Source organism: Delftia sp. NA_296.1, assembly GCF_052692095.1.
The window spans coordinates 768,145-779,653 of the sequence record NZ_JBQZGF010000001.1 but is presented as its reverse complement, the minus strand read 5'-3'; the positions used below and the strand labels follow the sequence as shown (position 1 = coordinate 779,653).

Annotated in this window: 14 protein-coding genes; 4 read left to right on the top strand and 10 right to left on the bottom strand. The window is 51.4% G+C overall.

Annotated elements, in window-relative coordinates:
• From ACUTR7_RS03670 to ACUTR7_RS03645, 6 genes are all read right to left on the bottom strand, one after another.
• Positions 1-612 (bottom strand): HEPN domain-containing protein, encoded by a 612-nt coding sequence (locus ACUTR7_RS03670; protein WP_445608148.1) that lies wholly within the window; start codon positions 610-612, stop codon positions 1-3.
• A 4-nt stretch (positions 613-616) separates the two neighbouring features.
• On the bottom strand, positions 617-1,651 hold the full coding sequence (locus tag ACUTR7_RS03665; protein WP_445608147.1) for a ParA family protein: 1,035 nt from the start codon (positions 1,649-1,651) through the stop codon (positions 617-619).
• An 888-nt stretch (positions 1,652-2,539) separates the two neighbouring features.
• A complete protein-coding gene (locus tag ACUTR7_RS03660) occupies positions 2,540-3,139 on the bottom strand; it encodes a tyrosine-type recombinase/integrase (protein ID WP_445608146.1) in 600 nt (199 codons plus the stop codon).
• A 448-nt stretch (positions 3,140-3,587) separates the two neighbouring features.
• Positions 3,588-3,800 (bottom strand): hypothetical protein, encoded by a 213-nt coding sequence (locus ACUTR7_RS03655; protein ID WP_445608145.1) that lies wholly within the window; start codon positions 3,798-3,800, stop codon positions 3,588-3,590.
• A 1,308-nt stretch (positions 3,801-5,108) separates the two neighbouring features.
• Positions 5,109-5,603, bottom strand: a complete 495-nt coding sequence (locus tag ACUTR7_RS03650; protein ID WP_445608144.1) for a hypothetical protein — start codon at positions 5,601-5,603, stop codon at positions 5,109-5,111.
• Positions 5,604-6,297: 694 nt separating this feature from the next.
• Positions 6,298-6,993: a PRC-barrel domain-containing protein gene (locus ACUTR7_RS03645; RefSeq protein ID WP_445608143.1), complete on the bottom strand. Its 696-nt coding sequence runs from the start codon at positions 6,991-6,993 to the stop codon at positions 6,298-6,300.
• Between the two features lie 233 nt (positions 6,994-7,226).
• On the opposite strand from ACUTR7_RS03645, the gene ACUTR7_RS03640 reads away from it, so the two are divergent.
• Positions 7,227-7,877, top strand: coding sequence for a BON domain-containing protein (locus tag ACUTR7_RS03640; RefSeq protein WP_445608142.1), 651 nt, complete (start codon positions 7,227-7,229; stop codon positions 7,875-7,877).
• Positions 7,878-8,325: 448 nt separating this feature from the next.
• Entirely contained in the window at positions 8,326-8,622 is a 297-nt protein-coding gene (locus tag ACUTR7_RS03635; protein ID WP_445608141.1) for a hypothetical protein, read from the top strand.
• 380 nt (positions 8,623-9,002) lie between these two features.
• Here the strand turns inward: ACUTR7_RS03635 and ACUTR7_RS03630 are convergent, their stop codons facing one another.
• Entirely contained in the window at positions 9,003-9,155 is a 153-nt protein-coding gene (locus ACUTR7_RS03630; RefSeq protein ID WP_445608140.1) for a hypothetical protein, read from the bottom strand.
• Positions 9,156-9,343: 188 nt separating this feature from the next.
• Between ACUTR7_RS03630 and ACUTR7_RS03625 the strand changes: the two genes are divergently transcribed.
• A complete protein-coding gene (locus tag ACUTR7_RS03625; protein ID WP_071955545.1) occupies positions 9,344-9,622 on the top strand; it encodes a hypothetical protein in 279 nt (92 codons plus the stop codon).
• A 253-nt stretch (positions 9,623-9,875) separates the two neighbouring features.
• On the opposite strand, the gene ACUTR7_RS03620 is transcribed toward ACUTR7_RS03625, so the two are convergent.
• Genes ACUTR7_RS03620 through ACUTR7_RS03610 form a run of 3 tightly spaced genes read right to left on the bottom strand, consistent with a single transcriptional unit; the run spans position 9,876 to position 10,904 of the window.
• Positions 9,876-10,157, bottom strand: a complete 282-nt coding sequence (locus ACUTR7_RS03620; RefSeq protein WP_445608241.1) for a tyrosine-type recombinase/integrase — start codon at positions 10,155-10,157, stop codon at positions 9,876-9,878.
• The gene (locus ACUTR7_RS03615) at positions 10,121-10,438 is read right to left on the bottom strand and encodes a phospholipase D-like domain-containing protein (protein ID WP_445608139.1); all 318 of its coding nucleotides are present in this window, start codon (positions 10,436-10,438) and stop codon (positions 10,121-10,123) included. The genes ACUTR7_RS03620 and ACUTR7_RS03615 overlap by 37 nt, the downstream gene beginning before the upstream one ends.
• Positions 10,439-10,484: 46 nt before the next feature.
• Entirely contained in the window at positions 10,485-10,904 is a 420-nt protein-coding gene (locus ACUTR7_RS03610) for a hypothetical protein (RefSeq protein ID WP_445608138.1), read from the bottom strand.
• 311 nt (positions 10,905-11,215) lie between these two features.
• On the opposite strand from ACUTR7_RS03610, the gene ACUTR7_RS03605 reads away from it, so the two are divergent.
• On the top strand, positions 11,216-11,494 hold the full coding sequence (locus ACUTR7_RS03605) for a hypothetical protein (RefSeq protein ID WP_034392940.1): 279 nt from the start codon (positions 11,216-11,218) through the stop codon (positions 11,492-11,494).
• Positions 11,495-11,509: the final 15 nt, after the last annotated feature.

Genomic DNA, 11,509 nt, shown 5'->3' with positions numbered 1-11,509 from the left:
TCACCACGGATTGGGTATGCCGTGTTGATGCGAAATGTGAGTTGATAAAGCCTTGTCCGTTTCGCCGCAAATCTCAGTGATTAATTTCCTTGTGTTTTTTAGAATGTCGCAGTTTAATGTGGCGTTCCCATTACTATCTGTATTCCATGTGTAACTGGGAATGTTGAAGCCGTGAGCAAAGCTGTGTCGTATTTTTAGTATCTCATCTAACCTTTCTCTGACCAGAAGCGAAGCGGTCAATGTAACGCCGTTGAACTTCATATTTGTCCAATTCGGCCAAGGATCAAAATCCATATATTTCATAAATAAATCACGGCTATTGTTACTGTTGGGTGTGTTGAACTTGTTTAAAGCAATAGTCAGTTGATTTTGTAGAATATTGTGGACTGATGAAAATCTAGGGTCTGTTGGCGATGCGGTCACAGAAAAATATTCCGTGGAAACAGCCTTGATATAAGCATCCCACGCTGCAACTTGATATGCTAGACCCGCATGCAGAATAGTGAGCTTAGTTTGTTGTTCTGTTTTTTTTCTGTGCTTTCCAGCTTGAGTTGTCAGCAAATCGGCGCGTTCGATAATGCTGCCGAACTTGCTATATGCAGAGGATGACATGGGTTTAAAGAAAATTCATTAATGTGGCCAATGCATCTTTGTACGTTTTGAGTGGATCAGGATTTATCTGAATTCTCTCTCCGTTGATTTTCTTTGGCCCAGCTTTCAGTGCGTGTATGGGTGTTCCGGTCAGGGAGGCAACAATAGATACGGCGTGAAAATCGGGGAAGTCCACAAAGCGCTCAGCGACGGGCATCCGTGGATAAGCAAATATAGTTCTGTGTTTTTTGGCGAGCTTTTGAATTGTTTCTACAATTGCCTTATTTGCCGCCTGATGGGCGCGACTCGGCTCGCCATCAAAAAGTGTTACGCGATTTGATATGAAAGTGTGCAGCTTTGGAAGGCTTATTCCTTCTTCTTTCGCGCGCTTGTAGAAGCTGAGTCGAGCAAAACTAGCTATGTAGTCGTCACCTTGACCATATAGAAGCGCTATTATGTTTTCGATGCCGCGTCGAGAGCTCTCGTCGGCTGTGAATGGGATTACTATATTGTCTGCTGCAGCAATGGCGAGTTGCGTGTATATGGCGAAGCTGGGGTTGCAGTCAATGAAAAAAACACACTCTCTTTCTCTTGATTCAATAATCTCATCTTGCAAATCTTTAACCCAAGATGTAACTTTCTTCCAGGAGTCAAGAGGAACGGAAAGTGCAGCTGTTTGCCTGATTGCTTCGCCGAGAACTTCAACGAGATTATCTCCGCAAACTAAATATAGGTTGGGCGAGATTTTTTCGTTGTAGTCTTTTACATTGATGGCATATCTTGCCATATCTGGTGTTTTTGAGAATGGAGAGTTTAGTCTACTCTCCAGATAGCCTCCAATGCTAAGCCTAGTAGAATCCGGCGCAAGAAATGTTCTTAGATTTTTTCCACCTGATAATTGACCGCCCAAAAGAGTCTCAGAAGTGTTAGCTTGTGGGCATAGATCCAGAACGATGACGTCAATTTCTGGATTTAGACGTGCATATTCGCACGCAGCTATAAAGCATAGGAAGCTCTTGCCCACTCCGCCTTTATTATTCCAGAATGCATATGAAGACATTTTTTTCCTTGATAGGGTGTCTTGAACAATTTCAAGACAAAGATGGCATTAGTCAGAAAAGGTAACCCAGTGTAAGCCCGTTCAGTCCTGCTTGATGTCACGATGGCACTTAGATGTACGGTGCGGGGGCTGAACTCTTGAGCATGGAGCAGGAGAAAGCACTATGGGAATCTGCGAGCATGGTAGCGCTCGCATGGCGCCGCGTAGTCTCGTAGCCTCCAGCTAGCGACCCGCTCTCATCGGTACTTGGCCAAGCGCTACGGCATCAACGCCAGGACCGCGGCCTAGTGGCGTGCCCGTGTCTCTGTGCTCGATGATTCCTGGGTTCTCGTGTCAGAGCAGCCAGCATCTCTCTCAAGAACAAGAACACCCAGCTGCTGTGCTGCGGAAGCAAGGGCGTCTGTCGTTGGACGATCTCATCGAGGAGCCTGGAGACGGTACCCAAGCTCAGCCGCGGCGCCTTACATGGATGTCTACAGCGTCATGGGATCCTCCGTCAGCCAATACCTCAGATGCCACGACGGCGCGGAGACCTTGGCAGAGTTGACCCTGCTTTCGAGGAGGGTGATGGCTTGCATGTACGACCTACAGTCCGAGGCTATGAGTCTGGGAATAACCTGTTTGCAGGCGCTTCAATACTTGCCTGTGTTTTCGCGAGTTTTCCCGGAATCCGATGTAACTTATTGATTTATATAGGTTGAGAGTCTGACTTTTAATCCGTTGGTCGCGAGTTCGAATCTCGCAGGACCCACCAAAGAACACAAGGCCCCGTAGCAATACGGGGCCTTTTTTCTTTGCTATCGAAGAAGTAGCAAAACGGAACAGAGATTTGCGGCCCGTGTTCCGCAATTCTGGGCGTGTTCCGCAATTCTGGGCGTGTTCCGCAATTCACCGCACGGGCTTCACCTTCTTGCCCACCTTGTGGCGGATGTACTGCGCTGTCATGCCCTCCGTTGTATGCCCCAGCAGCGCCTGGGCATGGCGTATCCCGCCGTCGTCATCCACAGTGGTGGCGGCCGTGGCGCGCAGGTCCCGAAACTGGAATTGCGCCTTGGGAATGCCGGCGGCATCCCGAGCGGCGTCGAAGCGGTCGCGGGGCATGTTCTTTGTCAGCGGCTGACCCGCCTCGTTCACAAGCAGCTGCGCGGTGTCCGCTTTGACCTGGACTTCGTACGCCTGGATCTCGGCCAGCAGCTCCTGAAGTGCGCCTGTTACCTCGATGCGCAGCTTGGCGGCTGTCTTGCCCTGGCGGACGTGGAGCATGCCGCCGGCAATGTGGTCGGTGCTCATGCGCAGCACGTCAGCCGGGCGCTGGCCAGTGAGGAGCGCCAAGTGGACAGCGAACCGCAGGATACTGCGGCCTTCTCCAGCAGCCGAGCCATCAGGTCGTCGCTGACTACGACATCCCGCCCATCCTCCCGGAAGCCTCGCATGCCTGCGCAGGGGTTGGAGGCCTTCGTGAGGCCCTGTTCCCGAGCAAAGTTTCACATGTGCGAGAACAGGGACTTCTCCCGATTGGCGCGCACCTGGCCGATGGAATCCGGAATCGTCTGAGCCGGTAGTCCAACTTGCCTAAGGGCGCAATGCGGGGGGAGTGACTTGGCTCATGCTGGTCCAGAACACAGAAAGCCAGCTCTGTGGCTGGCTTTTTGAAGAAGGAGAGATCAGGACAGCGCACTTCACGCGCTGTGCTCACGCACGGAAAAAAGCCACTGTTGAGTGGCTTTAATTTGGTTAACGAAGGTTTGCCTAGCTAAGCATCTCGATTTATTTGCTTTTCTTCTTCATAGATCCTTCGTTCCTCTCTGGATAAAGGGTCATTCTTTCTTTTGCTATCAAGTGCTTCTATCTGAACTCCTGGAGAAAAGATACTCTTGACAGAATCCCAAAAGACTTCCCATGGGGTGCGAGGTTGTGAAAGCATATTAAACTCCAATTATCTTCCGTTGAGGTAGGGAGGAGGTGTGTCCCGCAGTTCAGCAGAATCCAAATTTATAGTAAATTCTGTGTCCCAATCGCTGATTTTTTTCTTGCGTGGTGGGTCAGGCGCGCGGAAATAGTCATCGTTAGATACAGCATGACTATCAACATCTGGAAGAGAATATTTATTTGGTCGGCTAAATGAACCTTTTGTGTCTTTGACCTTCATGTGGACCTCCGGTCCTGTGTGTTGACCGAAAATGACCAACTTTTTTCACACTACTCTGATTTCCAGCGGAAAACCGTTTGGGTAACAACAATTACCTATATGTAGAAGCGGATCAGGGCAGCGAAGCCCGTCGCGAGAGGGTGCGTCTCGCGGCCTGCATCCATGCCCTCAGGAAATGTCAGGAACTGCTCGCGGTCTTTGCAAACGATCCATCTCGGGGGCTGTTATGAAGAAAAAAAGACCCCTGGCAGTCTCGCATCCCGGGGCTTGGGGAGCCGCCTAGACTTGGCGCGCACCCCCTTGCGTGGTGTATGGGCCGGTCGTTGCTTAACTGTTGGCCGTTCTTATAAGACGCAGCTTCCGGACCTTGCGGTATCTCCAGGCCGCAGGCAGGCTTGGCTGCGCGAGAAGGTACCAAGACAGCGTGCTGCACGCGCTGCGCTCATGCTTCTCGATATGTGTACGCGGATGTAATACAGCTTCCAAAGGAACAAAGATAGGCGCCCAATGAAACTGCTCATTGGCAATTTCGTTTCCTCCAGAGGCGTTCCTTAATTTGAAATTCGGGAGAAAATGTTATGGATCAAAGAATAAGTGAGCCCGAGCTAGGGGCATTGCACGTTTGGCATGCAAGCATGGTGCTGCTGGCACGCCGTGGCGAGATGCTTGGAATTTCTGTATATGAAGCGCCTGCGATCGCAAGTCTAGCCGCACGCTGTGAGTCCCCATATCACATGCTAGTGATAGAGGTAGACGATCCTTGGGATGTGTCCACCCAAAATCGCATTCGCGCGAGCCTTAGCAGGTTTATGGCATAGGCTCGTCTGCGTTTAAAACACTCAGACTCTCGCCGTTTTGTCGTATAAATGACATGTTGCCAAAAAATTCCCTTTTCTGGTGCATGCAATAACCACAATGCTTGTGATGGATGTGAAATGGCTAATGGGCCTAGATGTTGAATTGCATTTGTCTTACAGCGCTCACCAGTACAGAAGCTCATGCTGTGTTAATGACCACACCTAGTAAAAAATCCCCTGGCCAAGTGCCCACATCCTCTTCTCGTAACAGGTTTTCCACGCGTAGGACACTCTACATCGGCATCGCTGTGGTAGTTGTTGCTCTTCTGGTTACGCTTGTTCCCTGGTAGATGATCACGGCTGCTTCTGCGAGCTGTACGTAACAGCCTTGCGGGGACGTGCGATCCCAAAAAGGCCTCTATGAAGAGGTTTAGGGGAGAGATTATAAAAACAGAGTGGTTCAGATGGATGAAAAAGAGCCCGCATTCAGCGGGCTTTTCTACAATTATCATTATATCGGTCTGTGATATTTATCCTCGCGTCCCTCTATATGTGCATTGTGCCTATTGATGTGTTCATGCTGAGAAGATGCTTGGCTGTACGGCGGGGCGTTGAGATTGTTTTGAAGCTCTTCTTCGTATATTAATATATCTTCTTTAGACAAGGGGTAATCTTGCTCAGTGGTTTCTATGGGATCTAGGTGAGCTTTGGGCGAAAATACGGTTTTTACAGAATCCCAGAATTTTTCAAAAGGGGTACGAGGGAGTAAGAACATATTGGCCTCCAGTGGCAAGCCATTTAGAGCGGGCGGGCATATCTGTCGTTCGCGCAATACGGCAGATTTAAGAGCGACCAGAGATGCTGTATTCCACCAGCTGCGCATTATTTTGTGCGGTAGATCAGGAGTGTGGGAGTAATCATCTCTTGATACGGAATGGCTATCAACATCAGGTAGCGAAAAACTTTCGATATGGATGGTTGAATCAGATTTTTTTCTTAATTTCATGTGAACCTCCGGTTTGGATCGTTGGTCAAAGATGACTGACTTTTCACACTACTCTGATTTGCGCGGTAAAACCGTTTGCGTAACAATAATTACCTATATGTAGTAGCGTTTCATGGCGTCGAAGGACATTAGAAGAGGGCGCAAGGCACTCCCTGTGCTTCTGGCTATCAGGAAATCATCAGGAACCTCTCCCGGTGTTTACCTGTTCGCGTTTGTCTGGGACATCTGCGGTCTGCAGCGTTTGTCGGAACCTTCGAAGGTCCGAGATCTTCTTGTCCAGAGCCTTCGCTGCGCCATGAGCCCTGGCCAGCGGCACATCTGTCAACACTCCATCAGCATCCTCTCCGCGCTGAAACCCGGGCTTTGAACTCGTTCTCGCTGATGTGGATCCGCTTGAGGTTCTCGTGGTAGGCGTTGCTCTGGCCGTTGGCGCCGCGCGTGTTCCCGTAGAGGCGACCTGCCAGAACACGACAACGCTCGCCGTCGAGATGGTTCCGTCGTTGGTGCCCAGCACTGCAGCGCGCAGCCAACCTACGTGAGCGGTTCATGGCGCTCAGGATGCGTTCGATAGTGGAATGACTTCATAGGCATGTTTTCGTCAACGCGAGGAGCGCCAAGCAGTATGCAGCAGCGTGTTGTCGTGCGGGATGTAGTGATTATTTTCATGGCTTCTCTAGTGTGGAATAAATTTCCATTAAGCTTTATCAGCCTTCGGATAATGCCATGGATTTTTTATGCGATCGATCGCCGCAACTACGCCCGCCTCAAACTCTCTCCAGTTTTTTACGCCAGAGTGACGCATTTCATTCATCTTCTCATCTGCGGATTTAATCTCGGTATGCATTCTATTAATGTGCATCTGAATATTTACTTTGGCATCGGAGCTTGCCAAGTCATATTTCTTCTCAAGTTCTGATACCGCTGCCTTCCCTTTGGATATCTCCTTTCCGGCATTTGCTAAGAACTGCTCGCGAACCATTGCCTCGTTGGTATAGGTGAATGCTGGCATGTCCTTTACACTTTGTTTTGTAGCCCCCTTGATAATCAGTTTTCCTGATATTTCATTAATTTCACGGATTGGAATGGCCACATCATGTTGTCCTATTCCGACAAACCCTCCGGCACTCACGATGGCATAAGTCACGTTCTTGTCAGGTGAAATAATAAGATCATCTACTCTGCCAACTTTTCCTCCAGTGTCGTTAAATATAAACTTCCCTATCAATGATTTCTTTGCGCTCCATCCCACGGCGGCGCTGGTGGTTTGGGAGGTCTTAACATCCATTGTGGTAGTTGATCCTGCAATTTGTGCCCTTGCTGTTGCAGCAGAAGCTAGGACAGCGGCTAATGCCAGAACGGCAAGAAAATGGTGTGAATGTTGATTTTTCATGATGAGGTTCTCCAAAACGTACCACATCGGGTGTTGGATGTTTGGTGTACGTTTTATCGCTTTTATACTTATCAAGTAGCTCTGTCTGTACGCGAACGTACAGTGGCTATTTTTTGACCCTGACACCATTGATGCAGAAATTTCTCTGGAAATATTTCAAGTGTGTGCTGGCGCACAGACATGATTTTAGGTTAGACATATTATTCTGATTGTTGAAGCATCTAGGAATTACCATGAAAACTGACACACAATTACAGCAAGATGTAATGGCGGAGTTGAAGTGGGAGCCTTCTGTGCACGCATCCCAGATTGGTGTAGAGGTCAAGGATGGAGTTGTCACTTTGGCTGGAGAGGTCAGTAGCTATTTGGAAAAATGGGGAGATGAAAGGGCCGTGCAACGTGTGGTAGGTGTTAGAGCCTTGGCGATCGACATGACTGTCAAGTTGTCGCAAATGGGAAAGAGGACTGATACCGATATCGCGGCATCCGCGCGAAACGTGCTTAGCTGGACGAATTCGGTTCCTATCGACACCGTTCAGGTCCTTGTAGAAGATGGTTGGATTACCTTGTCTGGGGAAGTGGTTTGGAACTATCAGCGTAGCGATGCTGTCAACAGAGTGCGCCTCTTGCCGGGAGTGCGCGGTGTGAGCAACCAAATTTCCATCAAACCCAGGGCTTCAGCCATCGTCGTAAAGTCAGAAATCGAGGATGCCATCAAGCGTCGTGCGACTTCTGATACGAAAACGATTGTTGTTGATGTCACGGGTGGCGATGTGACGTTAACAGGGACTGTCCGTAGTTGGACGGAGCGTGATCTCGTAGTTCATTCTGCCTGGGGAAGCCCGGGTGTCCGCCAGGTATTTGACAAGATGACCATCATCTGACAATTTTGGCGAAGGCCGGGGTCATGAATCGTGGTCGCCAATTCATAGCCATTGTCGTCGTGCCTACCTGAAGCGGATGTCTGATGAATCAGAAAGGATCTGAGCCATGACCGAAACCTGTCCAAAGTATGCAGAAATAGGGTGAAAGAGGCATGATTTCGAAAACACCAGAAGCGTGGATGATTTAAAATGTGTTTTCTTTTTTGTCTATTTCAGCGGAACGGATTTTTAATCTGTTGGTCGCGAGTTATAATCTCCAAGGACCCAACAACAAAAACGCGGAAGCCGCGCTATCGTAAAATTAGCGCGGCTTTCGTTTCATCCCCAATTGAGGAATAGAGGTCTGGGCTGCTACCGGTTTCATCTTCCACCTTAGCAAGGTGTCATCAAAATCGGCAGTAGCTCACAACGTCAACCACATGCTCAGCACTTTTTTGGAGTAGAAAACTTGAAAAATTCCATCCAAGCTCCCTGTCCTCTGTGCAGCCTGACCAGCACAGCCTACTTGGAAAACTATGCCAAGTGGACGCATTTTGTGTGTCCCTGTTGTCGTGAGTTCAAAGTGAACAAGCTGGTCATTAATATGTTGCGTACTGAATCTATTGATGTTCGTGAGCGGCTGTCACAGGAGGCTCGGGCGTTGACGGGGAGCAACTATCTTCATATCGCTGCAGCTGAGGGCAAGTCATTGCAACCCATGGGGCTGACTCCTTGGCGCGCAGAGGTGCGGCAGCGGCCGGTTTAATGTTCAGCCGTCCGGTCCATGCCCAGGGTTTGCCCAGAGCGCGATACGGGTAAACACTGGAGCCATGCTTCATCTACCCACTTGGCCCTGCAGGTCAGACCTCCTAGAAGATCCTTCACGTCGTTTCTAGCTTTCTCCGCGTATCCTTCGCCGATATAGCCCAGCTTTATTAATGTCTCCAGCATAGATAAGGCCCCTGCATTCCATGCTTCCGAAACGGTTAGGGTTGTGCGTATCTCATCTGGTAGAGCTTTTGCCCAGTCATCGAATTTCATATACGTGCCTTGTCTCCGGTGTTCATGAGGTAACTTTCAATGCGGCTTGCCTGCTCGCTGAAGAAAAAAGGGCCTGTTGGCCCTTTGGATTTTTATCCAGCAGATTTATTGCTGAGCCTGTTCTTGCTCAGACCGCTTTTTTTGCTGCTCGGGCGCGTGCGATCCCTCTTTCAGAGGTCGGCTTTGCTCCTGCTGCGAGGGTTGCGGCTTGTTGCCTTGTTGCTGGTTGTTGCCAGGGGTATTTTGGAAAATGGCCATGAAGAGCTCCTTGGTTATCAAAAGCCAAGATCGGCTCCTGAGGTCTAACGATGCTCCTTTTCCTAATTTTCTGCTGTAGTCAAATAGGCCAATGATTATTTAATGTGTAAGCAGCGTGCCGAAAGGCTTTTATTTTTTAGGGTAAAACTGGACCTGAATAGGTTTCTGGTTTCACATAATATGTAGAAATGACGTTCGATCAGATCGCAATTGCCCTGCTGGGGTCCCTGGCAGCTTGGCTCTCCCAAGCCCGGGGAAAGAGCTGGCGCAAATGGGCGCCGGTTTTCGGAATGCTGGGGCAGCCGTTCTGGTTTTATGCCAGCTGGCAGGCCGAGCAGTGGGGCATCTTCGCCGTGTCGATCATCTATGCTGGCGCGTGGGCCCGGGGGCTGTGGGTCTACTGGATCTCGCCGCGGCGTGAGCATGGCACGGAGCCCATTCAACTGGTCCCCCGCCGCAAGCCATGATCTATGCCCTGCTGGGTTAGACCAAAGTGGAGATTTCTGACACCGGCGATGCGCTGATAGTGGAAGGTTCAGGCAGGCGGTGTGCTATGACCAAAACCTGCCCAAAGTAGGCTGAAATAGGGTGAAAAAGGCATGATTTCGAAAACACCAGATGAGTGGCTATCGTTGCAAGTGATTGATGCGAAAGGTATTTTCTCTTATGCCTATTTCGATAGATTGGACTTTTAATCCGTTGGTCGCGAGTTCGAATCTCTCAGGACCCACCAAAGAACACAAGGCCCCGTACCAATACGGGGCCTTTTTTCTTTGCTATCGAAGAAGTAGCAAGAGTGGCGTTCAGGCCGCTTTTTTCTTGGCCGTTGTGCAGGCTTTTTTTGCCAACCAACGCAACGGCACTTTTCAGCGTCTTCGTCGCCAGATGGCCGTGCCGCTTCGTGCTCACGGCAGACTTGTGCCCCAGTACGCCGCCCATGTTGTACAGATCCACGCCGGCGTTGATCATCTCGCTGGCTGTGCTGTGCCGCAGGTCATGCAGCCGGGCATGGCTGTAGCCGGCCGCTTGCGCGCCAGCCTTGAACGCTTTGCGCGCACGTCCACGCCGCGCTGATGAGCAGCCACAATTGCCTGTGCAATGTCAGGAGCCTGGAAGGCGTAGGCCAGCACCTGAATGCTTGTCTTGGCGCTGGCGATTGTGTCCAGCACCAACTTGTGGGCGGAACCTTCGGGTGAGAAACCTACCTGCACGCTCGACTGGGCAAAGGAGGCAATCGGCAGAGCGAGCAGAGCCGCCAGTGCAATGCGAGGAAGGTTTTTCATACGCAGATAGTGCTGCGCCCGCGCTGTCTGCGGGCGCGGCGCCACTTCAATTCACGACTGAAATTTTGAGCGTGTACGCGGACGACTTGCCCTGCCGGGCGGCCGCACGATTGAGGAAGACTCGCACACGGTAGTCACCGCTGGCGGGCAATACGCCGGTCCACTTGGACCCGTCTGCCATTTCGCCGCGGAACAGCGCTTCATCGCTGCCAGGTGGGAGCACGTTGAAGTAGGTCGAGGTGGATTTTGTCTCCATCTGCACGGTCATCGTCTGCCCGGCGCCCGCGCGGACCACGTAGTCGCGCGTCTCCACCTTGTTGCCTTGGAGCTTGCCCTGGACGGTGGCGCTCGACGTGCCTTTCTTGAAGTTCACCGCAGTAAAGGGAACATCCGCCTGAGCCATCGCTGGCACTTGCACGACCGTGAGGCAGGCGACAAATGCAGCTGTGCAAATTCTGGAAAGCATGCAGGTCCTTTCTAGGAGGCGCATATCGCCCCGTTCACGTACAGGCTACCAGACGATCGGGCGCATTGTGCGACAGCCTCCGACGAGCCGCCTCGCAGAGATGACGGTGCCGCCCCAAGCCTGCCACGTTCGGCAGGATGAGCAAGGAACAGAAGCAGGACCCCCAGTGGGAGCGCATTGAGCTGGACTACAGGGCTGGCCTCCCACAACGCGCCCGTAGGACTCTCGCCACCGGAATCTTGCCCAGGGACCGACAGCCTGCAGCCCGCTGGCGGGGCACCATGCAAGCTCTGAAGAAACAGGAGCAATGAATGGCGATTTCAGAAAAGATCCAGGACCTGCGCAAGTGGGATGACTCTCGCAAGGGATTCACGGGAGAGCACTGGCTGGTGCTCGGGGCTGGCCTATTGGCTCTGCGCCACGCCCGGCGGACGGAAAGTGGCATGGGCCGTGTTGTGAGTGGTGCGCTGGGCACAGCACTGATAGCGCGGGCGGTAACGGGCCGCGATGGCGTGCTGGGAACGGCAGAGCGCTTGGCTGCAAAGCCCACGCTGGCCGAGCGCCTGCAGATCGCCGCGCGCCGCCTGTAGACACGCAGACGAAGA